This is a genomic window from Streptomyces yongxingensis, assembly GCF_055597465.1.
Window position 1 is genome coordinate 4,795,182 of record NZ_CM145717.1, and the last position, 23,518, is coordinate 4,818,699.

The 23,518-nt window shown below is 68.9% G+C and carries 19 protein-coding genes and 2 pseudogenes; 7 read left to right on the top strand and 14 right to left on the bottom strand.

Annotated features, from left to right (window positions below):
* Positions 1-23: 23 nt before the first annotated feature.
* A complete protein-coding gene (locus tag ACZ6TD_RS20310) occupies positions 24-200 on the bottom strand; it encodes an NYN domain-containing protein (protein WP_471355968.1) in 177 nt (58 codons plus the stop codon).
* Positions 201-917: 717 nt separating this feature from the next.
* The gene (locus tag ACZ6TD_RS20315; RefSeq protein ID WP_471355970.1) at positions 918-1,712 is read right to left on the bottom strand and encodes a DUF2637 domain-containing protein; all 795 of its coding nucleotides are present in this window, start codon (positions 1,710-1,712) and stop codon (positions 918-920) included.
* A 295-nt stretch (positions 1,713-2,007) separates the two neighbouring features.
* Between ACZ6TD_RS20315 and ACZ6TD_RS20320 the strand changes: the two genes are divergently transcribed.
* Positions 2,008-2,355 carry a helix-turn-helix domain-containing protein gene (locus ACZ6TD_RS20320; protein WP_471355973.1) on the top strand — a complete coding sequence of 116 codons (348 nt, stop codon included), beginning with the start codon at positions 2,008-2,010 and terminating at the stop codon, positions 2,353-2,355.
* A gap of 200 nt (positions 2,356-2,555) precedes the next feature.
* Positions 2,556-4,712, top strand: a complete 2,157-nt coding sequence (locus tag ACZ6TD_RS20325) for a hypothetical protein (protein WP_471355975.1) — start codon at positions 2,556-2,558, stop codon at positions 4,710-4,712.
* Positions 4,713-5,327: 615 nt separating this feature from the next.
* On the opposite strand, the gene ACZ6TD_RS20330 is transcribed toward ACZ6TD_RS20325, so the two are convergent.
* The gene (locus ACZ6TD_RS20330) at positions 5,328-6,674 is read right to left on the bottom strand and encodes an FGGY-family carbohydrate kinase (protein ID WP_471355977.1); all 1,347 of its coding nucleotides are present in this window, start codon (positions 6,672-6,674) and stop codon (positions 5,328-5,330) included.
* Positions 6,675-6,734: 60 nt separating this feature from the next.
* Positions 6,735-7,520: a class I fructose-bisphosphate aldolase gene (locus ACZ6TD_RS20335; RefSeq protein ID WP_471355980.1), complete on the bottom strand. Its 786-nt coding sequence runs from the start codon at positions 7,518-7,520 to the stop codon at positions 6,735-6,737.
* 185 nt (positions 7,521-7,705) lie between these two features.
* Here ACZ6TD_RS20335 and ACZ6TD_RS20340 point away from each other — a divergent pair, with 185 nt between their 5' ends.
* From ACZ6TD_RS20340 to ACZ6TD_RS20350, 3 genes are all read left to right on the top strand, one after another.
* Entirely contained in the window at positions 7,706-8,704 is a 999-nt protein-coding gene (locus ACZ6TD_RS20340; protein WP_471355983.1) for a dihydroxyacetone kinase subunit DhaK, read from the top strand.
* A gap of 44 nt (positions 8,705-8,748) precedes the next feature.
* A complete protein-coding gene (locus ACZ6TD_RS20345; RefSeq protein ID WP_471355985.1) occupies positions 8,749-9,438 on the top strand; it encodes a DAK2 domain-containing protein in 690 nt (229 codons plus the stop codon).
* Between the two features lie 153 nt (positions 9,439-9,591).
* Positions 9,592-10,362: a GntR family transcriptional regulator gene (locus ACZ6TD_RS20350; protein ID WP_471355987.1), complete on the top strand. Its 771-nt coding sequence runs from the start codon at positions 9,592-9,594 to the stop codon at positions 10,360-10,362.
* 70 nt (positions 10,363-10,432) lie between these two features.
* Here ACZ6TD_RS20350 and ACZ6TD_RS20355 read toward each other — a convergent pair whose 3' ends face one another.
* Both ACZ6TD_RS20355 and ACZ6TD_RS20360 read right to left on the bottom strand, forming a co-directional pair.
* Positions 10,433-11,755, bottom strand: coding sequence for an MFS transporter (locus ACZ6TD_RS20355; RefSeq protein WP_471355989.1), 1,323 nt, complete (start codon positions 11,753-11,755; stop codon positions 10,433-10,435).
* Between the two features lie 34 nt (positions 11,756-11,789).
* Positions 11,790-12,785, bottom strand: a complete 996-nt coding sequence (locus tag ACZ6TD_RS20360; RefSeq protein WP_471355990.1) for an alcohol dehydrogenase catalytic domain-containing protein — start codon at positions 12,783-12,785, stop codon at positions 11,790-11,792.
* Positions 12,786-13,128: 343 nt separating this feature from the next.
* Here ACZ6TD_RS20360 and ACZ6TD_RS20365 point away from each other — a divergent pair, with 343 nt between their 5' ends.
* Positions 13,129-14,460, top strand: a complete 1,332-nt coding sequence (locus tag ACZ6TD_RS20365; protein WP_471355993.1) for an MFS transporter — start codon at positions 13,129-13,131, stop codon at positions 14,458-14,460.
* Positions 14,461-14,601: 141 nt separating this feature from the next.
* On the opposite strand, the pseudogene ACZ6TD_RS20370 reads toward ACZ6TD_RS20365, so the two are convergent.
* The 3 genes and pseudogenes from ACZ6TD_RS20370 to ACZ6TD_RS20380 form a co-directional block, all read right to left on the bottom strand.
* Positions 14,602-15,833: pseudogene (locus tag ACZ6TD_RS20370) on the bottom strand (IS110 family RNA-guided transposase).
* A 238-nt stretch (positions 15,834-16,071) separates the two neighbouring features.
* Positions 16,072-16,377 (bottom strand): annotated as a pseudogene (locus ACZ6TD_RS20375) (hypothetical protein); the annotation flags it as partial.
* Positions 16,374-16,970: a hypothetical protein gene (locus ACZ6TD_RS20380; protein ID WP_471355995.1), complete on the bottom strand. Its 597-nt coding sequence runs from the start codon at positions 16,968-16,970 to the stop codon at positions 16,374-16,376. The pseudogene ACZ6TD_RS20375 and the gene ACZ6TD_RS20380, both read right to left, overlap by 4 nt.
* Positions 16,971-17,234: 264 nt before the next feature.
* On the opposite strand from ACZ6TD_RS20380, the gene ACZ6TD_RS20385 reads away from it, so the two are divergent.
* Positions 17,235-17,633: a YunG family protein gene (locus ACZ6TD_RS20385; RefSeq protein ID WP_471348669.1), complete on the top strand. Its 399-nt coding sequence runs from the start codon at positions 17,235-17,237 to the stop codon at positions 17,631-17,633.
* Between the two features lie 38 nt (positions 17,634-17,671).
* Here ACZ6TD_RS20385 and ACZ6TD_RS20390 read toward each other — a convergent pair whose 3' ends face one another.
* Genes ACZ6TD_RS20390 through ACZ6TD_RS20410 form a run of 5 tightly spaced genes read right to left on the bottom strand, consistent with a single transcriptional unit; the run spans position 17,672 to position 23,511 of the window.
* On the bottom strand, positions 17,672-18,133 hold the full coding sequence (locus ACZ6TD_RS20390) for a hypothetical protein (protein ID WP_471348671.1): 462 nt from the start codon (positions 18,131-18,133) through the stop codon (positions 17,672-17,674).
* The gene (locus ACZ6TD_RS20395; protein ID WP_471348674.1) at positions 18,130-19,965 is read right to left on the bottom strand and encodes a site-specific integrase; all 1,836 of its coding nucleotides are present in this window, start codon (positions 19,963-19,965) and stop codon (positions 18,130-18,132) included. Before ACZ6TD_RS20395 ends, ACZ6TD_RS20390 begins: the two co-directional genes overlap by 4 nt.
* Positions 19,926-20,327, bottom strand: coding sequence for a hypothetical protein (locus ACZ6TD_RS20400; RefSeq protein WP_471348677.1), 402 nt, complete (start codon positions 20,325-20,327; stop codon positions 19,926-19,928). The genes ACZ6TD_RS20395 and ACZ6TD_RS20400 overlap by 40 nt, the downstream gene beginning before the upstream one ends.
* Positions 20,324-22,003 (bottom strand): hypothetical protein, encoded by a 1,680-nt coding sequence (locus ACZ6TD_RS20405; protein ID WP_471348680.1) that lies wholly within the window; start codon positions 22,001-22,003, stop codon positions 20,324-20,326. Before ACZ6TD_RS20405 ends, ACZ6TD_RS20400 begins: the two co-directional genes overlap by 4 nt.
* 41 nt (positions 22,004-22,044) lie before the next feature.
* The gene (locus tag ACZ6TD_RS20410; protein ID WP_471348682.1) at positions 22,045-23,511 is read right to left on the bottom strand and encodes a site-specific integrase; all 1,467 of its coding nucleotides are present in this window, start codon (positions 23,509-23,511) and stop codon (positions 22,045-22,047) included.
* Between the last annotated feature and the right edge of the window lie 7 nt (positions 23,512-23,518).

Genomic DNA, 23,518 nt, shown 5'->3' on the forward strand with positions numbered 1-23,518 from the left:
GGCCCAGGATCATAAGCCTGGCTTCAGGGACTCCACGAATCCGGGGTCAGCTCAGTCCCTGTCCAGTCACCGTAGGCCCGCTTGACGTGAGCGGTCCCGTACTTGGCGACCTCGGCCAGCAGGCTCTCGACGATCGCGGGCTGTGCGTTGTCGGCATCGATGAGCACAGCCAGCTTGGCCGCGTTCTCGCTGGCGTCCATGCCACTCCTGTCGTTGTCAGGGCTGGGCCGCGTGCTGACGGAGGTTCGCCGTCAGCACCCCAGGATCAGATACCACCAGCCGTACGGCCCGGAGGGTGCGCCTGGAATGCCCTGCCAGATTCTGCCCGCTCCAGCGCGTTCTGGCTCGGAATGCTACCCATATGGAACTTAGGCCAATATTTTGATCACGCCGCCAATGCGTCAATACCTTCCCCCGGGAGCCCTTCTTCTAGTCCATGCGTCCGCGATGCGCCAGCATTCGGATGATGAGCCGGGTATGGCGGCCCATGCTGCGGCAGACCGGACCGGCCATCGAGATCCGTACCGATCCGGCGGCTCTGACCGTGACCCGCGGTGTGCGATCGTGCTGGGACCAGGCGCGCGCGGCTGCCGTGAACGCCCTGCCCAGAGGCCTCGCGCGCCCCTCCGCTCCAGGGACTTTTCAGGGACTTTCGGTGCTGTCCGAGGGACTTTCCGCCGCGTAAGACGGCAAGCCCGTGAAAGCCCGGAAAGGGCCTCCGTCGCAGATCAGAGGCCCTTTCCAAGGCAAAGCCGCAGGTGGCGGCGGACGAGTCGGACTGTACGCCGGGTTTTATCTCTCCTGTTACCTCATGGAGGTGCGCTTGGCACACGTGCATCAGGAGCCGCCCGTCCGCCCAGGTCCATACAGTGCGAAATCTTCTCGCCCGCCCCAGCGACGCCACTACGACGAGTCGATCAGCCTGGCGCGTCGCGAGGCGTTCCCTCAGCCTTCATGCGGTCGCGGTCATCCGCGCGCACCATTGCCACCAGCATCCGGGATCTGGCTGCTCCCACATGAAGGCGCTTCCGCAGCGTTTCTGCTGAGATTGGACGCCGATACGCTTCCCAATGCCGAGCGTCTTCGCACCGCGCACGCTCCAGGAGATCGTCCTCGCCGGCTTGGGGCTCATTTTGTTGATCATGACCCTCGAAAGGTGGGGAACGTGTCTCCTCAGCATCGGTAAGTTCCTTCTCCGCCCCGACGGCCATATGAATCACACGGCGCTCCGTGGCATCTGGTTCCGGTGTCGCCGGTTCCCGTGCCCCGATGCCGCTGATCGCTTGAAGCAGGCCCGGTCCGACCTCTGCCCAACCGATCAGTAGCAACGGTCCGACCGCATCAAAAGCAGCTTTCCCCGACTGACCGGCCAGTAGCGGATCCGTCACGTTCAGCGCCAACGTCATCACACTGGAGACAACCAGTAGGCGCCGCGCCGGGCGGAGCTGTTCCGGACGCGCGCCGTGCAGGGCGAGGTACCGGGTGCCCAGCAGCAGCCCCAGCACCGAAAGATCAACTGCCGGAGCCACCAGAGGGGCTACCCACGGCGGTACGCCCAATCGCAACGCCAACGTCCACACATTCCCGAACCCAAACAAGAACGTGAGTCCCACCACTGTCGCCATGATCGCTGTTACCCCGCGGAGCGTGATCGCCCGTTCGATGGAGCCACTCGCGCGAGCATGGGCGTCCGTCCGCTCCCAGGCAGCCATCAGACCACCCCCTCCGGCCAGACTGGTCCGCCGGGACAATCCGCTGCAGGGTCGTCGGGATCCGCGTCATCACAGCGAACTTGTGGCTCTGCGATCAATGGCTCTGCATCGCTAAGGCCCAGCTCAGCCCGCAACACGACCGGTTGGGGTTTTGGGTCAAGTCCCCCCTCGGACACGACTGGGCAACTACGACCCTTCGGTACATGGCGACTGCTCACGCTGACCCGGAGCTCGCGAATGTGGCGGCCAGCTCCCGGGCGGCCCAGCGACTGGTGATGGACAAGGGGAACCTTCGGTGAAGTGGAATCTGCGGATGGTGGCCGCCCAGCGGGACCTGTGGCGGCCGACCGAGGTGCTCGCCGCCTTCCAACAGGTCGGGTTCAACCCGTCGCTGAGCAAGGTGGCCGCACTGTGGAGCGGCACCCCGGTCACGGTGCGCCTCGACGACCTGGACAAGATGTGCGCCGCGCTGAACTGCACGGTGGCCGACCTTCTCCAGGCTGAGCCGCTCGCGGCGGGCCAGGCCGCCCCGGAGTCCGGCCAACGGGCTGTCGGCACCGAGGAACAGCCTGCGGCGGGCCCGGTGCGGCCGTTGCCGCGGGGCCGTCGTGGCGCCGGGCCGCGCTCGCTCCCGCCGAGCTGAGGAGCCGGCCGGTGACGATGGGGCGTGGGAAGGGGCTGGCACGCAGCTGCCCGGTGTGCCTCGGGTGGCTGATGGTGCACTGGTACCGGGTCTGCGACGGGTGCCGGCCCTGGGTGAGGAAGTACCCCGAGCGCGGGGTGTGCCCACGGTGCCGGCACGAGGCGCACCTGAACACGGACGGGCTGTGCAAGCCGTGCCTCATGGCGATTCGAGTTGAGGAAGACGCCGAGTGGGCTCTGGGCCTGGAGGAGGCGCGACCTCGGCCTATCCAGCTCACGGTCGGCGGTACCTACGGCGACCGGTCGGCGTCGGCCCGGCCGCTGCGCCGGCCCACCAAGAACGGACTGAGCGTAGGGGTCGAGTGGTGGACCAAGCTGCGGCAGCAGCGCGCCGGTCCCGCCGCGCCGCCGTTGCTGGAGGCGCAGGTACATGGTCAGGTCCCACTTTTCACCGTGCCACGAACGCTGAACGACGCTACGGTCAGCGCGATCGTCGGCCGGTCGGTGGCCGGGTGGGAGCAGGCCCGCCAAGTGATCGAGGCGATGGAGGCGGAGCACGGGTTGACCGCCGCATGGCGCCGCAAGGTCGCCGAGATGGTCCGCCTCGCCCTGGCCGTGCGCGAGGCCGAGGGCGCCGAACGGCTCCCCGAGGCAATGCTGCGGGACCTTCCGGCCAACGGGGACGCAGTCCGCCTGATCCTGCTACGGGCTGGGCTTCTCGGCGAAGCGCCCGAGCCAATGCGGTTCTCCGGAAGGAATCAGCCCGCCCGCACACCGTACTTCCACGTCTTGACACCGCTGGCGCCCCGAGCACCTCGCCAGTGTGCCGACTGCGACTCCTGGATCCCCGCCAGCCGACGGGCAGGATTCGTCTGCGATCCGTGCCGGCACTGGCGGGAACGCGAGGGGCGGGGCCGGTGCTGCCGCTGCGGCCGTGATGGGCTGGCGCTGCGCGACGACCGCTGCCGCAGCTGCCACCCCTACCGTCTCCTCGACGAAGCCCGCCCCGCCTCCCGGCCGTTTACGCAGCTGGTGATCTCGTTGCCGACCGGCAAGGGCGGACCGTTCGACGCGTTCCCGGTCGGCGACGGGGAGGTGCTGGAGTACGGCGAGTGGCGGCCCGCTCTGCATACGAGCCTTGGGCAGGAGGCGCTGTTCGCTCTCCGACGGGACTGGGCCCCGGTGCTGGCCAGGCTACGGAACATGCCTTCGGGCGAGCCGCCGCTGACCGAGACCGCCCGCCGCTTGATCGAGGATTTCACCCACGATCGACCGGGGCAGCGACCTGACTACCGGAAGAACACCCGCACGCTCACGATCCTGTTGTACTGGCTCGGTGCCGACACACCGGTCTTCGAGCGCGACGTGTACGACCTGGCTCGGCTCGACGTGAACCTCGCGGCCAAGCCAGTCTGCCAGTTCCTGCGCACCCGGGGCCTGCTGGCGGAGGACCCCGAGCTCCATCAGGACACGGATCTGGCGTGGATCGAGTCGACCCTCACTGCTCTGCCGAAGACAGTCGCCAGCGAGGTCGGAATCTGGGCGAAGGCCATGCGTGAGCAGGGCCGCCGCGAAGGCGAGCCCCGCGGGTACGACGGCATCCGCCGCTACCTCACCACGCTCCAGCCCACCCTCACCACCTGGACCAGAACGACCGGCGTGACCTCGCTGAGGGAAATCACGACGACCCACGTCGAGGACGCCGTGGACGGCCTGACCGGCTATGCCCGTCGAGGGCTGGCCACAGCCCTGCGCAGCCTGTTCCGCGCACTCAAGCGCGAGGGTGTGATCTTCCGCAATCCGGCCCGGAACCTCCCGGTCGGCGACATCAAGGGCATCCCCAGGTCCATCCCCTCCGACCGCCTCAAGGGGCTGCTCGACCAGGCAACGACACCAATCGGTCGCCTCGTCATCGCCCTGGCTGCCATCCACGCGCTACCCGGACACGAGATCCGAACCCTGCACACCACGGGCCTCGACCTCTCCCGCGGCACCCTCGAAGTACAGCGCGGCCTGCTACGGCACACCCTCTACCTAGAGGAGCTCACCCACCAACTCGTCTCCGACTGGACCACCTACCGGCACCGCCGGTGGCCCGCCTCGGCCAACCCCCACCTGCTGGTCAGCCAGAAGACCGCGGTCGACCCCGACCACCCGGCCGTCAGCATCGGCCTTCTGAGCGGAGCCCTTCCCCGTGGAGTGACACTGAGCGGGCTGCGACAAGACCGCATCCTCAACGAGGCGTCCGAAAGCGCCGACCCGCTCAAACTCATGAGACTGTTCGGCATCACTGAGCAGACCGCCATGCGCTACGTCTCCGCCGCCCACCCCGAGCGCACGGCCAAGCTTCCCAGGTGAACTCAGGTGCCGCGGTCGGTGACCCCACACGGCCAGCCCGGCCCTACCCAAGATCATCGGCGCGGAGAACCCGCCGCAGCGGGTCTTCTTCGGCACCTTCACCCTCCAGGTCATCCCCCACGTCTACGCTGAGCGGCTCAGGACGTGGAACGACTGGGCCGAAGTGTCCGCGCTGGCATTCCCTGTCAACTGCAAGTGTTCAAGGACGCCTAGGTCGAATCGCCCCGCACCCGGAAACGGGTGCGGGGCGATTCGCGCGCGAGCAGGCGTCGGCGCACTCATGCTCGGCGCCCGGGAGGGGGCGCCAGACCGGAAGCCCCAACTATCCGGGCATGCGCCACAAGGAAGTTGGGGGCCTCGGGTGCCCATCGGATGGCCGTGACCGCCAACTTGATGTCGGTCCAGCCGCAGGCCAGGACCAGCTGCGCACGTCGTCCGAGGCGTCTCCCGTCACCACTCGCGGCCATGGGGAGGACCGCGGCGACAAAGCAGAGCCCGCCGAACGTTCAGATGAGCAGCGTCATGCGGACGGCTCCGCCGATCAGTTCCCCGAGGGCGGGACCTGTGCACAGATCGGACCGCGGCCCGTCGACTGCCGCGTGCCGGGTGGGCCGGTCAGACGGCCTGCGGGGCCGGCGCTGGTGCGAGGGCGGTGGTCGGGTCGGGGAGCCAGCCGATCGCGTGGGCGGCGAGCAGGGCGGCGCCGGTCGCCGTGACCTCGGGTTCGGAGATCAGGGTGGCCTCGCGCTGTGTGACCGCCTGCTTGATGGCCACCCAGCCGGGAGAGCGGGCCCAGCCACCGGCCGTGAACACGTGCGCGCCGGGTTCGGCGTACTTGCTGACGGAGTCGATGGCGTGGCCGCCGAGTTCGGCGAGCGCGCCCAGGACTGCCGCGGCGCGGGAGGCGGGATCGGCGGGGGCGTCTGGGGTGTAGAGGGGGCAGTGTCCGCCGGCGGCACCGGGGCGGAACACGCCGGAGGTGAGGTAGCCGTCGGGCTGCCGCTTCCCCGCGATGAGTTCGTCGAGGGCTCTAGAGACGGCGGGGTCCTGCCGGGCCCATTTGACGTTGCGGTCGAGTTCTTCCACGCGCAGGACGGTGGTGCCGTCCTGGCGGATTCCGGGGGCCGAGTCCAGGCCGTTGGCCGGGTCGGGGGCGGGGTGGTGGGACTGGGTGGTGACGACCTCGGCGGTGCCCATGGAGTCGAGGACGGCGCCGCCGGGCAGCAGCCCGACGCCCCAGCCGCCCACGGGGTGGTCGTGGCCGCCCGCGACGACGACCGCTTCGGGGTGCACCACTCCGGCCTGGTCGAGGCGCGTGGAACGCAGCGGGCCGATCAGGTCGCCGGTGCGGGCCACGGGCGGCAGCAGGTCCGTCGACCCGAGCGTCGCCGTGACCCGCGGGGCCATCCATGTCCGGGCCGTGGTGTGCCAGGCGGCGGTGCGGGCGGCGAGGGTCTCGCTGAGGAACGAGGTGCCGGACCAGCGGGCGCCGGCGTAGTCCGTCAGGGCCAGCCAGCTGGCCGCCTTTTCGGCGCCGGGCTGGGCGTGCGCCCAGGTCCAGCCGACGATGGTGCGGGCCGGGTCGGGGTTGACCCCCATATCGTCGGCGGAACCCAGCTGGGGGGCCAGGTCCTTGAACAGGTCCTGGCGGCGGGGGTCGAACCACGCCAGCGCGCGGGTGAGAGGGTGCAGGTCCATGTCGGCAAGGACGCCGTCCTCGCCGATGCCTGCCGCGCAGACGGCACGGACGGTCAGCTCGTCACCGCAGACTTCGAGGACCATGTCCTCGATCGCCTCGAAGAGCCGGTCCGCGTCGACCGAAGGGTCCTCGGCACCTCGGGGTGTCCTGCGCCGGACGCGGGCGACGACGTGGCCGTCCCCGTCGAGCGCGACCACCTTGGTGTTGGTGCTGCCGATGTCGACACCGAGGACCGCTGCCCGCCGTGTCGCCGTGGTTCCCACGTGTCGTCATCTCCTTCGATCGACGCTGGTGGTGGCTTCCCCCTGTTTGTGGGCGGGGACTCAGTCCTGGAAGCTGACCTGGCGGGTCAGGGCGCCGACCTCCGAGAGGGCCTTCTCGGCCTCGTTCTGCTCACGCTGCCAGATGTTACGGCCGACGATCACACCACGTGCACCGGCGCGGATGGTCTGGCCGACCGCGTCGACGGTCTCGGCGACGTCGCCGCTGAGCGGGCCGCCGGCGATGACCAGCGGGACCTGGAGCTCGTCGACCAGGCGACGGGTGCGCTCCTCGCCCGGGAAGGCGATCTTGATGATGTGGGCGCCGAGGTCGTAGGCGATGCGTGCGACCTTCTCCTCCTCGACGATGACCTCCTCGGTGCGCGGGGCGCCCATGATGACCGGCTCGAGGACGAGCGGGATGTCCCAGGCGTCGCAGGCGGTGACGACCTGGCCGACGCGGTGGCACATGGCGGCCTGCTCGGCGCGGGACATGTTCCACGGGAAGAGCATCTTGACCGCGTCGACGCCCATGCGGACGGCCTCTTCGACGGTGGTGATGAGCTGGTGCGAGCCGCCGCCATCGAGGTTGGCGACATCGTAGTAGGTGTCGATCGTCAGCACGCGCGAGAGGTGCGGGTTGGCGGCGAAGAACTTCTCGGTCTGCTTGACCTGACCCGGCGTCATCATGAAGCCGGTGACGTCATCGGTCTTCGTCCACGTGGAGAAGGGGGCCGAGGGGGTCTCCAGGCCGGCGATGCGGTTGAAGATCAGGCCGTGGTCGACGGGCATGATGATCGCCGCGCGGTCGCTGGGCAGCGTACGGCGCATCCGGTATTCCATGGACATGGCTGTCTGATCCCTCTCAGTTGTGGGCGGCTCTGTGCCGTTGCGGGCCAGGTGCGGACACATGACTGCAGGTCGAGCGGTGCTGACCCCCGCACACAGCAAAGTTGTACGTACAGTCTGTACTGTCCGAACAGTAAGCGTTAGCGTGGGGCCGGTCAAGACCCGAGCCGAAGGAGCACCGCGCCATGCACCGGCACCTCGTCAACCGACCGGACCACGCAGCAGAAGAAGCCCTCGAAGGGCTCGCACTCGCCCACCCCCACCTGGTGTCCTACGACCGCGAGCCGGGCATCGTCCGCCGTGCCGCGCCCGCCCGCGGGAAGGTGGGCCTGGTCTCCGGCGGCGGCTCCGGGCACGAGCCGCTGCACGCCGGGTTCGTCGGCTCCGGCATGCTCGACGTCGCGGTGCCCGGGGCCCTGTTCGCCAGCCCCACCGCCCTGCAGGTGGTCGACGGCACGCTCGCGGCCGATTCGGGGCGCGGCGTCGTGCAGATCGTGAAGAACTACACCGGCGACGTCCTGAACTTCCAGATCGCCGGGGAGATCGCCGGGGACGACGCGGTGAAGACCGAAGTTGTGCTGGTCGACGACGACTTGGCCACGGACGGCGCCGGGGACGACGGGCCGGGCCGGCGCGGGACGGCCGCCGTCCTGGCCGTCGAGAAGATCTGCGGAGCCGCCGCCGAGGCGGGCGCCGAACTCGGCGAGGTGGCCGCACTTGGCCGCCGGGTGGCGGGCCGGGCCCGCACGCTCAGCCTGGCCGCCCGGGCCGGAACCCACCCCGGAGCCGACGGCCCCGCCTTTGAACTCCCGGACGGACAGGTCGAGTTGGGGGTCGGGATCCACGGTGAGCGGGGCACGGGGCGCATCGCGTTCGCCGACGCGGACACTCTCGTGTCCCAGCTGGTCGATCCGCTGTCGGATGCGCTCGAACTCGGCCGCGGCTCCTCCGTCATCGCCATCGTCAACGGACTCGGCGGCCTCTCCCCGCTCGAGCTGTCGGTCTGCACCCGCAGCGTCCACCGGCGCCTGGGCGACCGGGGCATCAAGGTCAGCCGGACGCTCGCGGGTTCGTACGTGACCTCCCTCGACATGCACGGGGTGTCCGTGACGCTGCTGCCGGCCGACGACGACTTGCTGCCGCTGTGGGACGCCCCGGTGCGCACCCCGGCCCTGACCTGGTGACCAGACCTCCCCGCCGCGACACAGAACTTGAGAGGCAGAACCTCATGAGCACCACGACCGTGACCGACATCCGGCTCGCCGACGGCTTCGGCCGCCGCTGGGCGGAATCGCTCTTCCACATCTTCTTGAACGGGCGCGCCCAGGAGCTGGGCAGGCTCGACCATCTGGCCGGCGACGGCGACTTCGGCAACAACATCTCCGCCGCCCTGGAGCGGGCACGGCAGGCCGTCGCCACCGACGCCCCGCAGGACTACCGGGGCTGGCTGACCGCCGTGTCACGGGGGTTCCTGGGTACCGGCGGCACCAGCGGGCCGCTGTACGGCATGTTCTTCCGCGACCTGGCGCGCTGCGCGGGCGACGGAGAGCCGACCCTCGCCGAGCTCGCGCACGGCCTAGCCCGTGCGGTGGCGACCGTGCAGCGCTACGGCAAGGCCGAGGTCGGCCACAAGACGATGGTCGACGCACTGGTCCCCGCGGCGCAGACGCTCGACGAGCTGGCGCCGGCGGCCACGGATGCGCACCGGGCGCTGGCAGAGACGGCCGAGGCGGCGGTGGCGGGCGCGCGTTCCACCGCACAGCTCATCGCCCGCCGGGGGCGCGCCAGCTACGTCGGTGAGGTGGCACGCGGCGTCCTCGACCCCGGCGCCACGGCGGCGGCGATCGTCCTCCAGGCCGCGGCGGCCGCTCAGGCGGGGCCCGGCACCCCGGTGGACACGGAGTGGATCAGCAGCTGACGTCCGGATGCGAGCGGGGGCGCGGCCGGGCGGCCGCACCCCGCTCGCATCGTGTGCACCCGTCCCGGCACTCGAAGCCCGTACGGACAGTACATACAAGGCGTACGATGAGGTGTGGCGGCTCCATGCCGCCGCAGCCATTGGAGGGAGTGCATGGTGACGCCATCGGGGGCCATCGACCGGCAGTCGTCGACGCCTTATTACCAGCAGCTTGTCGACGCGCTCGAGCAGCGTCTGGCCGACGGGCAGATCCCTCAGGGCCAGCGGCTGCCCAGCGAGAACGATCTGTGCAGGGAGTTCGGCCTGTCAAGGGCCACCGTCCGTCAGGCCCTGCAAGTGCTCGAATCCCAGGGCCTGGTGACGCGGATCGCCAATCGTGGCGTGTTCGCCAACCGGGCGCGGGCGGCCGACGAGGGCTGGACCATCCAGCAGCCGCAGGGCTTCCTGGAGAACGCGCTCAGCCACGACAACCGGTCGGTGACCACGCAAGTGCTGCGGCACGGCCCGACGATCCTGCCGGCGTTCGCGTGCCAGCTGCTCAAGGTGCCGGAGAAGACAGCCGGATACGAACTGGTGCGGCTGCGCACGCTGGGCGGCGTGCCCGCGCTCTACAGCATCAACTACAGCCCGTCCGAGCTGGTCCCGGTGATCGCGGCCAGCGACGACGTCCTGGAGGGCCGGGCCTCGCTGAGCCAGGCCCTGGCGAAGGCCGGCTTCACGCTGGGCGGTGCGCACCGCTCGGTGCGGGCCGTGGCGCCCACCCCGGAGATCGCGGAGGCCCTGGAGATCCGGCCCACCACGCCGGTGCTGCACATCCGCTCCACGTCGTGGACGCCGGGCGGCCAGCACTTCGACGTGTACAACACCTGGGTGCGCAGCGACATCGTGCCGCTGGAGGTCAACGTCGACACGACGGGTTCCTGAACCGGGCGAACAGCCGGGAGGGGCCGTCGTGCGCGTGCACGGCGGCCCCTCCCGTTTCCCTGGTCGGGGTTCAGCGGGTCACCGTGGGGTCGGTGACGTGGACCAGCGGCTCGTCGGCCTCGACGGCATGCTGGGACTTCTCGGGGATGGTCAGCCAGCGCACGGCGAGGGCCGCCAGCAGATACAGCGCCGCGAAGATCACTGCGACGGCTCCGGGGCCAAGGCTGTCGAGGAACACGGCCACGATCAGCGGGCCGACGAACGTGGCGGCTCCCGCACCGAGGTTGAGGACCGCGATGGCGTTGCCCTTCTGGCCCGGTGCCATCAGCGACATGAGCACGGAGATCGGGGTGAACCCGGCGAGCGTGATCCCGAACAGGGCCGCGCACACCACGGCCACCCAGTAGGCGCCGCTGACATGGGTCGGCAGGAAGTACAGGCACAGGGAGCTGACCGCCGAGGCCACGCAGCCGAACCAGCGCAGGGTCCGGTGCCAGCCCAGCCGGTCGCTGAGCACCCCGAAGAACAGGTTGGCGAAGATGTTCGCCGCGCCCAGGACGAACACCAGCTGCAGCCATCCCGAGGTACCGAAGTGCAGGTCGTCGGCGAAGATGTCGGGCAGGAAGACCAGGAACCCGAACTGCGGGGCCGTGTTCGCGATCCGCACGAGGCAGCCGACTGCGATGCGCGGCTGCGAGAAGATGATGGCCACGCTGTTGGCGATGGAACGGCCTGCCGACACACCGGGCGCGGCCAGGCGGTCGCCGCCCTGCGCTCCGCGGATGCCGAGCAGCGCGATGAACCCGCCGGCCACCACCAGGGCCAGGGACAGCCACAGCGTCGCGTACTCGCCGATCAGCGGCTCGCTGCCGCTGGCCAGGAGCGAGCCCAGGGTCGGCAGGCCGCCGGTGAAGGCGAAGTAGAACCAGCCCACCGCCGACCCCAGCCGGCGCGGCGGGCTACCGGCGAGGACCCACACCAGGAATCCGTAGGCGAAGAACGGATAGCCGAAGCCGCGCAGCCCATAGGTGAGGAGCAGCAGCGGGAAGCTCTGGGTCGGCAGGGCCACGGCCAGGAAGACGACTTCGAGGCTGCCCCAGATCGCCAGACCGAGCCACATAACACGACGTGGCCCCCACACGTCCGACAGCGCGCCCGAAAGCCAGGAGCCGGCGGTGACCACGGCGCCGTAGACGGTGATGATGACGGCGGCGCGGGTGGCGGTCTCGGCGCCGTTGTCGCGCAGGTACGGGGAGATGTACCCGGACTCGACGCCGTCGCCGATCATGAAGAGCAGCAGGCCGACGAATCCCCACAGCAGCGGCCGTGGCAGGCCGAGGCGGTCGATCAGCCCCTGGTGTTCGCCGGTGGCCGGCGAGGCGGGTGCGGACATCGGTGTCCCCAATCAAGTCGACGCGGGTGCGGCATCACTGCTGCGGAAGGAGATGGACCTTGCGGGCGCTGTCGGAGCGGGCGGCTTCCAGCGCCTGCGCGTAGTCGTCGAGGCCGTAGGTGTGTGTGACCATGCGCTCCGCGAGGCGCGGCAGGTCGAGCACCGCGCGGACGGCGTCGGGAAAGGCCGTGGCCAGGGACTGGGAGCCGACCATCGACAGTTCACGGTCGAAGAAGTCGTACGGGAAGAGGTCGATGGAGGCTTCCGGGCTGACCACGCCCATCTGCAGCAGGGTGCCCCGCTTGGCGAGCCGGTCGAGGGCGTCGGCCACCGCGGAGGGGTGGCCGCTGGCCTCCACGGCCAGATCGACGTCGTGTCCCGCGGGCCGCTGCCCGGGGGCGTGCACCGCGTCGGCCCCGAACTCCACGGCGGCGCCGCGGCGCACCGCGCTGGGCTCGATCACGTCGACGCTCCTGGCGCCCTGGGCCCGCGCGTAGGCGACGGTGAGCAGCCCGATCGACCCCGCTCCGTACACCAGGACCCGCTGGTCCTTGACCGGTCGGATGCGCGAGGCGGCATGCAGCACGCAGGCCAGCGGCTCGACGAGGGCGCCCGTCGCGAAGTCGACGCCCTCGGGCAGGTGGAAGACAACCCTGGCGGGGACGCGCACCAGCTCGGCGCAGGCCCCGTCGGTGGTCACGCCGATCGGCACCAGATCGGGGCAGAGGTTCGTCGCCCCCGCCCGGCACTGCTCGCAGGTCGAGCACGCCACGTTCGGGTCGACACACACCCGGTCACCGGGCGCGAAGTCCTCGACCCCGCGTCCGACCGACACCACCGTGCCGGAGAATTCGTGGCCGGGGACCACGGGGAAGCGGCCGGTCGGATAGTCACCGACGGCCAGGTGCAGGTCGGTGCCGCAGATACCGACCGCGGCGGGGGCGACCACGAGGTCGCCGGGCCCGGCCGCAGGGTCGGGTAGTTCTTGGATCTTCGGTGTTCCCTGTCCGTCCAGGACAACCGCGCGCATCGTCGCGTCCTCTCGCTGGCTCGGGCTGAGCGGAGACACCCAGCCGGCTGGTCCGCCGCCCGCGTCCCTCGCAGCGGCGAACACAAGCAAGGTAGGACGCCCGAGCCATCCTGTCCATACGTTACGGACTGTACGTACAAAATTAATGCGCAGCGCACCCACAGAGGGTGCATCCCAGGTAGCAGCCTCGGGCGCGACACCTATTGACGCCCGAGGCTGGGCTTACATACTGTCCGGGCAGTACGCCTTGTACGTACACAATGCTGCGCGGCTCGCCCCTTCCGGCCTCGCCGCCCGCCCCACTTCACGGCCGACCATGCCCTTCGACGGCGAAGGAATGCCCATGCCTGCCCTCAGCTCCACACGCCCGCCCACCGCCGGGCACCGCTTCCTCGACCGGATCGGGCTCCCCGCGCCTCTGGCGCTCGGCTTTCTCGGCGTGCTGCTCTTCATGATCGGTGACGGCGTCGAGAGCAACTACCTCTCCCCCTTCCTTGAGGACGAGGGCTTCACCGCCGCCCACGCCGCCACTGCCATCAGCGTCTACGGTGCGTTCGTGGCGGTTGGCTCCTGGCTCTCCGGCGCCCTGTCCGCGGTGCTCGGCCCCCGCCGCGTGATGTTCTACGGCGCCATCTCCTGGCTAGCCCTCGAAGTGGCCCTGCTCGTCTGGGCGATCCCCTCCGACTCGGCGACGCTGGTCACCGTCTTCTACGGGCTGCGCGGGATCAGTTACCCGTTCTTCGCCTACGCGTTCCTCGTCTGGATCACCCAGGCCGCCCCCGAGTCCCAACGCGGCACGTCCGTCGGCTGGTTCTGGTTCGTCTTCGGCGCGGGACTGCCCACCCTCGGCTCCCTGGTCGCCAGCGCCTCGATCCCGCTCGTCGGCGAGTTCGGCACCTTCTGGGTCGCCTCGGCCATCGTCGCGCTCGGCGCGCTCGTCGCGCTGTTCGGCGTACGCGACCTCCGCCACGCCGGCCCGACCCTGCAAGACGGCGCCGATCACCCCCTGCGCGGACTGGTGCGCGGCATCACGATCCTGCGCAACCGACAGGTGGCGGTCGGCGCGTTCGTGCGGCTCGTCAACACCGCCCCGAACTTCGCGCTGTTCGTCGTGGCGCCGCTCCACTTCACCCGCACGATCGGCTTCTCGCAGCACACGTACCTGCTGCTGGTCACCTGCGTCTACACCGCCAACATCTTCGCGAACCTGTTCTTCGGCGTCCTGGGCGACCGGTTCGGCTGGCGGCGCACGGTGACCTGGTTCGGCTGCGTGCTGTGCGCGGCGGGGATGCTGCTCCTGTACTACGTGCCGCTCGCCGTCGGCCCCAACTTCTGGGTCACCCTGCTGTGCTGGGGCGTCTTCGGCATCGGGCTCGCCGGCTTCGTCCCGCTCACGGCCCTCATGCCGGGACTCGTCCCGCGCGCCGACAGCGCGAACGCCCTGGCTGTCTACAGCCTCGCCGCGGGCCTCTCCGCCTTCGTGGGCCCGGCCCTGGTCGGCCTGCTCGGCGGAACGGCCCACATGACGGCACTGATCTGGACGTTCGTCGGCCTCTACGTCGCCGCCGCGGCACTCAGCATGACCCTCCGGTCGTCGACGGACCCCGGCTATCAGCGTCAGAAGTCCTATCCCGCGGAAGGGGCAGGGCGCACCTCCCGCGCCGAAGCACTATGAGTCCGTCGAAGGCTCTCCGAACAACGGCAAGGGAACGACGTTGTCGGTGCTGGTCCGTGTCGACGCGCGCGGCGAGGTGCTACTTAGGTGGCGGGTGAGGACGGCGTTGGCAAGGGTTGGACATCCCACCTGCGGTAGGTGTCAAGCTGCGGCTTGGTGCTGGTGGGTCTGGGGTGCCCAAGCAGTGGTTTCGTTGTAGTTGGTGCGGGTGCGTAGGCAGCCGTGCAGCACACCGACGTATCGGTTGGCCAAGCGGCGCAGGGCGTCGTTATGGCCGATGCCGCGAGCGCGCATGGTGTCGTAATAGCGGCGGGCTCCAGGGGATTTGGTGATCGCTGCGAATGCCTGCTGGAAAAGGGCGTCAGCGATCCTTCGGTTTCGCGCGTACCGGGCTAGAACTATGGCCTTCTTCCCGGAGGCGCGCGCGTGATGGGAGAGGTGCCGGCGTAGTTGCGTCTGGCCTTCCCGGACTCGTAGCGGTCGGGGTCGTCTCCAAACTCTGCGATCACCCGGGCAGCGAGAACAATCCCCAAGCCTGGCTGGCTCAGGTAGATCTCAGCGTCCGGGTGACGGCGAAAATAGGCACTCAACTGGCCTTCGACTTCTGTGATCTGGTGGTTGAGTTCCGTGATTATCGCGACCAGTGCCGCGGTGGTGATACCGAATGCCCCGGTTACCAGGGGCTGGGCGCTCAGGTAGTCAGCAGTGAGGGCTTTATGGATTCGGCTGGCCGTGGTGGTGATGTTGCGCTGTCGGCCCGCGCCGCGCAGCAGCGCAGAGATCGCCTCCACGCTCAGTTCCCGGCCGGCGGTGGGTGTGGGTGCGGCCGCCAGGACAGCGAGGGCATCCCGGCCCGTCAGCTCTGTGAACGCTGCCAGTGCCGCGGGGTAGAACTCGCGGAGCTGGGAGCGCAGCTGGTTGCCCAGGCGCTGGCGGAGCCAGACGAGGTTCTGGTGGCTGCGTGCGAGGACCCTGACTGCCTCGACCAGGTCGCTGTCTCCGGCGACAGGTCGGTGATGGGCCCGGTCGACACGAACGATTTCCGCTAGCGTGTGAGCATCCCCTTGGTCGGATTTTGCGCCGGAGGTTGAGTGCCTTTCCCGGTATCGCGCTACCTGCATGGGGTTGATCGCGTAGACCTTGTATCCGGCTGCGATCAAGGCAGCGACCCAGGTTCCCCGGTCAGTTTCGATGCCTACCATCACATCGCCAGGAGTGGCATCTTCGGGAAGGTGCTCGGCGATCAAGGCGTGCAGCTTAGCTATTCCGCTGATCCCCTCCTCCAATCGCTTTCGGGCCAGGCGCTTTCCTTGGGAATCCATGATTTCGACGTCATGGTGATCTTCAGCCCAGTCGTTCCCGACGAACAGCACCTGTTCCCCTCTCGCAGTCGTTTACCGAAGCCTGGAGGAGAATCACGGCTACCTAATGGATCAGTGCTCGAAACGGCACGACATCCCACCGGCCATTGCTTCTCCCCGCCAACCGGTGGGGGCACGGTCTAACCCTCGGCCTCGCATCGCGGGCCTGGCGGCGGTAGTGCTCACCCACCGGTCGGCTTCCTCGGGCACCGATCCTCCACCCTGCTGGGGTCGGCCGGTGCACCGCCATTAGGCGGGTGACCATGTGCCGCAGCTCCTCGAGTTCAGTCTCCTTGTTGGCGAGGGTCTCCTTGAGCTGCGTAACGGTCTTGCGTAGTCGTTGCTCGGCCTCCGGTACCTGTCGGGTTTCGGTGCGTACCCGCTCGTAGAACTCGTTCTTCAGGTCTGCATGTCGCTTGAGCAGAGCCATACGGTGGATGCCAGCCTCGGCGGCGAGGGCGACGACGGTGAGGCCCCCGTTGCTTGCCGTCGCCTGCCCGGACAGAAGCCGGTCCATGGCCTCGCGGATGCGGGCGCGCTCCTCGTACTGGGTCATGTCAGGTCCTCGGCGTTGCGAGCGGTGGCGTCATGCGTGCCGGCGAGGGTCCGGAGGCTGTCCGCTTTCTGCTTCAGGCGTCGGCTGATCTTCTCAGGCGCCGCCGTGGCCAGCTGGTCGATCTGCGCGGCGCGGCCCCGCAGCCGCCGGGCGTGGGTGTCGGTACGAACGGCGTTGCCGCAGCCGGGCTGGCAGGCGTACTGCCTGGGCGCGGTGGCGCCCGGTTCCGGTTCACAGAGTGCGTGGTCGCGTTTGAACGCGCAGATCAGAAAAGCGTCCGGGTTGTCGTAGAGCACGATGCCGTCGCGTTCGAGGAACTGGGCAGCTTTTCTGGCGAAGTTCGCGGGCACGATGCGTCCTTCGAATCGAGGAGTCGAGGCGGCGCCAGTCAGGGCCCGGCGGGCGGCCGGTCCGGAAATCTTCTCCCCGGCGGCCGTGCGGTCGCGGAGCTGAGCGGCAGTGTCGGCTGCGGCCAGCGCAGTCTCGACATCGAGTACGCCGTGGATTCCCCGCCGCTGACGGGATCCGTAGCCGCTGGAGGAGCGGGCGTCCAGGACCGTGCGCAGATGCCCGTACTGGATGGCGAGTGCCACCAGCCCGCCCGGACGACGGGCGATGTGCCAGGCCAGAGTGCGGCTTGTGTCCGCAAAGCCCGTGTGCGGATGTGCTCGTGTGGCGATTGGGCAGGCTGATCCCCCGACGCTCGGTTCGCAACGGGGGTCGTCGAGCGTGTTGCATTCCAGAGGAAGATATGTGGCGCGGATCACACCCTTGAGTGCTCTCGGATGAGCTCGCCGGCCTCGGACCCAGGCGATGGCCCTGGGGGCGATGTCAGCGGTGGCTGCGATGCTGCCGCCATGACTCCTTGGAACCTGCTTGTCCTGGACAAGGCCCTGCGAGCCAGCTGGGCCGCCGACACCTGCTCGCCCGACGATCAGGCCGAGTGGTGTCCCGACAACCCTGCCTGGGGCCACTGCGACATCACAGCTTTGATCGTCAATGACATCTTCGGCGGCGACCTCATGGTCGGTGAGGTGCACCTTGACGGGGATCAGCACGGCTTTCACTGGTGGAACCGCCTGCCCAGCGGCGTCGAGCTCGACTTGACCCACGAGCAGTTCCAACGCGGCCAGGCTGTAACCGCAGCCCGTGTCGTCGAACGCCCGCCCGGCCCTCTGCGCCGTTGGGACGAGTACCTGCTCTTGCGCGGGCGCGTAATCAAGCACCTCGGTCACCTGCCGGAGCCCGCCATCTGACCGGGAAGTCAGGGACCGTCCGCTTTCGTGTCGGTGCCTCAACTGCAACTCCCGATCACCGTGCTTCGCGGCGCGGGAAGGCGGCTCACTCGGCTGGCCCCGGCCAGGGACTCGCGAAGCCGGGCGATCTCCTCGTGCTGGGCGGCGAGCCGGGCCAGCGATTGGCCGCGGAAGTCGGTGAGCTCGTCGACCGTCTGCTCCGACTGGGCCAGCCGTTCCCGGAGCTTGGTGACCTCTGCCTTGAGCCGGGCGATCTGAGCCTCACGAGGGTCGGGGATCTCGCCGGCGTCTTGAAATGCCTGGACCCGTCGTTCGAACTCGGCGCGGAGGTGAGCGTAGGGGCGGGTGCCGTAGAACGCAGTGCGGTCGACTGCCGCTTCGTTGGCCAGGGTCTTGATGTCGCACTTTCCGCCGGGCGGGATCTCGCCTCGGAGGAGACGGTCCATGGCGGCTCGGATGCGGTTTTCGTTCTCGGTCCGTTGGGCTGCGGAGATTCTCATGCGGTTTCCTCGTCCGTGGTGCTGGCGGCGTCGATTTCGGCGACGACGCGGAGGGCCCGGTCGTAGTCATCTCGGAGCCGGTTGCGTTCGGTCTTGCGTGTGGTGCCGAGCTGGCCGAGGAAGATCTCGGTGCGTTCGGCGTGCTCGGCCCAGACGGGGCGGTGACAGGGGTGATGGGTGGCCTGCGGGCAGCGGGCGGAGTCACACATCCCGACCAGCGGACGGTCTGCTGTCGGGGTGCCGGCCAGCTTGAGGCAGAGCGCCCGGGACGGGTCGGTGAACCAGCAGTAGTTCGCCGGGCCAAGGTGGAGGACCTTGGCGCGTTTGGTCAGCAGGTTGAGCACGTCGCGGTCACTGCGCTGGGTCTTCGGCGCCTTCGCGGCCGTCGCGTCGAGTTTGGCGTCGATGTGCGCGAAGAACTCGGTAAGGCTGCGGGCGCCGGGACCCGCAGGGAGGATGCCTTGCTGGTAGTTGCGGAACTCGGCCAGCACCAGTTCCAGATTACGTTGCTGTTCGTGGTCGTTGACCTCGGCCAACAGCTCGGCTTGGGCTCCGCCGGGGCGCGAAGCGTAACCTTCCGTAGTTGCTGTACTCACATGGTGTAGGTAAATTTTGGTTGCCAGGAGGCCGCCTGGTCGGTATGCGATCTCGATCGCCAGCTTTCTGCGTAGCATCCTCAGCGTCAGACGTTCGTTGGGGATCGGGGCGAGCCCGAGTCGCTGCCCGTGTGGGCCGTTCACCCAATTACGGAACCACTGGTAGCGGGAGTTGAAGTGGAACCGGCCCAGTAGCGGGGCGCCGACCTCGGGGGCGTTGTGAAGTTGCTCAGCGAGAGCGGCTGCCTGGTAGGCATCGTGGATCACGACCCACTCGTCGTGCACTCCGCCGAGGGGTTGGCCTTTGATGAGCTTGCCGACCAGTCGGTAGCGGAGCAGGTCGGGCCCGTACTCTTCTGGCGGACGTCTGCAGCCGACCTGCAATTCCATGAGCTCACTCGCGCGCATCCCGGTGACCGCCGCCAGTGTGAGGATTGCCGCGGTCCGAACGATGCCGATCAGAGTGAGCGCTTCTTCCCGGTGCAGCGGAAGCGTCCAGGGAAGAGTGCCGTTGCTGTCGGCCTTCTCAACGTGGGTGGCTGCTCTGCCGAAGGGCCGTTCCGCGCCGACAGTTTTCAACGTCGCCTCGACCGGTCCTCGTAGGGTCGGTAGCCATGCGGCATGGAACTGCCGGAACCCAGCCTGGCGGGCCAGGACGCTGAAGGCGATCGGGGCCAGCGGGTCTTCGGCTGCCCAGCCTGCGTCGATCCGGTCCTGGATATGGTGCTGCCGCATCAACGGCAGAGGCTCACCGGCATGTTCGTAGTCGGCCAGCACTCGGCTGATCTCCGTGAGCGGGACCCGGGTTGCCGACTTGAGGTCATCGGTCTTGGTCGACCAGTCCCGGTCGGCGAGACGGACCTGGCTGGCGAGATCCACGACGTGCGGGCCGATCACGTGCACCAGGTGCAGGGCTGCGGCCAGCATCGGCTGGAGCACCTCGTCAGAGGCCGGCGGGGTCTTGTTCTGCGCGCCGCGGTTGTTGTTTTCGGCGATCGCCGAGGGTGTGGCTCCGCCCCAGAGCCGCAGGTCCGCCGGGACGCGGTCGGCGGTGAAGAGGTCCCGATAGTTGAGCAGGTCGGTCACGATCATCGCGGCGATCTGGCGAGTGCCCGTGCTTCGCTCGCCGACGACGACGTCATTCTCGTCCCGCTCATAGCGTCGATGGGCCAGGTAGGCGTCGCAATCGATGCTGTTCAGATCTTCGAGGCTGGCACACCGCGCGCGGTGAGCCACTTCATGAAGCGGATGAGTTCGGCGAGCCGGCCGTGACTGGTACTGACGTGCAACGGGGTCCTGTAGGCCCGTGCGAGCGAGGCCACCGCCTCGTGGTGCGGAGAGAGGAGGGCCATAACCAGCTCCTTCGCGACCAGCTGCCAACGGGGGTCACCGATGACGGCGAAGTTGAAACGCCGGTGCTGAAGTGCCAATGAGATCGGGAGGCCGACGACCTCAGCCAGATCCCACAGGTCGTCCTCGAAGACGGGCCGACGTACTGCGTCGGGCAGTGCGAGACCGGCTTCGTGGCAGATATCGGCGCCGGCGAACACCGAGACCGGGGCTGTGGTGAGGTTGGTGAACGCATGCAGGGTGGTCATCGTGTCGCCTCCTCGGGCCGCAACGGCAGCTCGTCGTCATGGTCGCCGACGGCCGTGGCAGCGTCCGCCAGCACGACCGGGTCGAATCGGTCCAGGACCTGGCCGATCCGCTGGGAGTACGGGCCGAACACGGCCATGAACTGGGCAGCGGGCATCTGCTGCCACTGCCGGGAGAAGAACGCCTTCATCCTCAGGAGGTTGGCGGCATGGCGAGGCGCGAACACCGCCAGTGGGCAGAGCAGACACACCCACGGCCGGGCCGGACACGGCTTGCCCTTGGGGCCGTGTAGCCCGGACAGCTGGTCAGCGCAGGCAGCGGTGAACACATCGTGCTCCCCGCCGACCAGTTCGGCGACCACGGTGTCGTCGAGCTGGAGGCCGTTGACCAGCTGCGGGTAGTCCCGAGCCAGGGCAGCGGCGTCTTCGTCTGTGATCACAGCCGGAGGATGGGCTCGTCGCAGCAGGTCGTGCTGAGCATCTTCGACGAGCGCCTCCACTGCCCGCTGCTGGGACGGCGTCGCGGCGGTCAGATAATGGTCGCCCTCCATCTGGGGACTGTGGTTCGGGTCGATGGTTGCCCGTCCCTGTCCGCTCCAGGCCCGACGGTCGCGCATCGCCAGATGTGTCGTACGGATTCTTCCCCGGTGGATCTTCAGCGTTTCGCCGTCATCGGCGGTCAGCCCGCGCTGAAGAGTCCAGGCTTTGACGGTGTTGCGGTGGATGGTGCCGCTGAAAATCCCTGCGGTTCCGGGCCGGGTGACGCCCAGCCACATCTGACGCGCTGTCTCGGGATCGGCATGACTTCGCACCAGCGATGAGTGGGCCAGCCACTGTTCCAGCAGCCGCACCGCCTTCTTCGGCAGGTTCGCGCTCTCGCTCGCGGTGCGGCCCTTGATGTAGGAGAGCAAGATCGTGGAGTCCCCGGCCCAGTCGATGTCCTCGATGCCCAAGTCGTCGATGCCGTCGGGCACGATGCCGGAGTAGATACCGAACAGCAGTCGGTAGGCGACCACCACAGTCAGGTGCGGGAACGCTGCAGCACTCGCAGCGGGGACCCCACCCCGTTTCTGCACCGCATTGAGGGAACACCCCAGATGCTCGGCGACGCCCGGCGTCCCCACGGGGCCCAGCCGGGCCAGCAACCAGACGAGATTGTCGCTGGTCCACTCCTCAACTGTGGGTGTCCTTCCCCTGGCCGCGGCCGCCAGCGCCTGCCGGTGGATAGCGTACGACTCGCTGACGATCGTCTTGCAGACCGTCGTGAGGCGGTCCCATTCGGTCTCCGAATACGGGGGGAGTGCCTGTCGAGACGGAGCCGGGGTGTAAGCGCGACCGGTCAGCAGCTCCCGCACTCCGGGATCGAGGCGGTCCGTAGCTGTGTCGAAGCCCCTCAGCATCCGTCGGATGAACGACTCCCAGCGGAACTTGCGGGTCGCCATCCAGTATTCGATCAGCACGCCGCGTCCCAGATCCGCAGCCCCGCCGCTGAACCCCTGCGCTGACAGCCCTTGGGCGAGGTTGCGAATCGGGGGAAGGCACAGGTCGACCGAGTTCGCCGAGTCGAGACTGCCGTGCGGGTGGATCAGTTCGACCAGCCCTGTCAGCAGATCACTGACCAACTGCGGACAGGGCAGCCCCTCCAGCCTGAATTCCGCCGTGGAGCCGTCGCTGAACATGCACCGGATGCCCGGAGGATCCGCAAGTACCGTCGCGGGCATCAGATCGCCTCCGCCATGTCATCGTCGAACTCGGCCGCGGCTTCTCGCTCGGCCGCATCCTCGGTCAGCCCGGCAGTGGCGCCGGCCCCCTCGTATGCCTCCCGGTAGATGCGTGTCGTATCCAGGCGGCGGAGGTACTTTTCCGTGGTCAGAACAGTGGAATGTCCTAGAAGATCACGAAGCACCAGCAGTGGGTCCGCCTTGCTCAAGTAGAAGACCAGAGCGGCGTCGGCATCGGTGTCCCGCACGAGCTTCGCGGCCTGCCGGTAATGTCCGGTGACCAGGTATTCCAAGGTCCTCATGGAGAAGGTGTGGCGACATCGGTGAGGCCAGACGTGCGGGAACCGGGGCTCGAAGCGGGCCCGGATCCGGTCGGATGTGCGCTCGAAGACCGTGGCCCAGGCCGTGAACGGGCCGCCGCCGTTCTTCACCGCCAGCAGGCAGGAACCGCCCTCCGGGGCGACCAGGCGGCGCCGCTCGGCCGCAGTCAGTGACTCCCAGGGGCGCCGGACCCCGTTGATCAGCCCTCCCCGGGCATCCGGCTCGGTGACCATCAGTGGTTCGCCCCACCGCCGTGGCGGCCGCCAAAGTGAGCCCTCCGTCGTGGCGGCCCGGTCGAGCTCGAGATAGTCGTGCAGTCCGGCCAGGGCCTCGTAGGAGGTCCACGTGGTGCGGCACTTCTTGCCCTTGGTGATCCCGGCAGGCACCGGGAACGGGATGGGGACCGCGGTCGGCTCCGGCGGCAGGGCGGGGATCTCCCAGGGCAACAGGTAGGTGAACTCCTGCAGCCGCATCCCGGTGGCCAGCGCGTGATCCCCGACCGCCCCGTTGCGGGACAGCTCCCGCCCGTGGAAGCCGGTGTCCGGCGAGCCGTCCGGGGCGAGCCCGCGCAGCCCCTTTCGGAACAGCTCAGTGAAGTCCGGCTCCAAGTACTTGATCGTCACGTGCGGCTTCGGCGTGCGGCGGACCGCCAGGTTCACCTTCACCTCCCGCCCGGTCCCGGCGAACAGGGCCCGCGCGGCCCGGTAGGTGAACGGCTCGGCCGTCGCGTACTCCTCGTTGATCGCCCACCGGTAGAACAGAGACAGGATGCTCATGTGCTGGCCCCACGTCGTCGCCACGAACCGGGCCTTCAACGGGCCCGCGGCCCGGTGCTCGGCGTACCGACTCAGCCCCGCCTTCAACCGCTCCCGCGAGTCAAACAGCCTCACCCCGTGCTCGGCCAAGAACTCCATCCACTCCTTGACCACCCGCGCGTAGTTCTCCCACGAGCTCGGTGCTGGGGCCCCGCTGGCCGGTAACTCACGCAGCCACCGATTCACCACCACCGTCGGACGCGGCGCGGCGGGTCCGTCCTCGAAGCACAGGTCGTCGTCGACGAGCACGGGCATCCCCTCGGGGATCAACGGCCGATGCTCGACGTCCCAGGACTCCCAGCCCCGGGACGAGAAGAAACTCAAGATCATGGGCGCT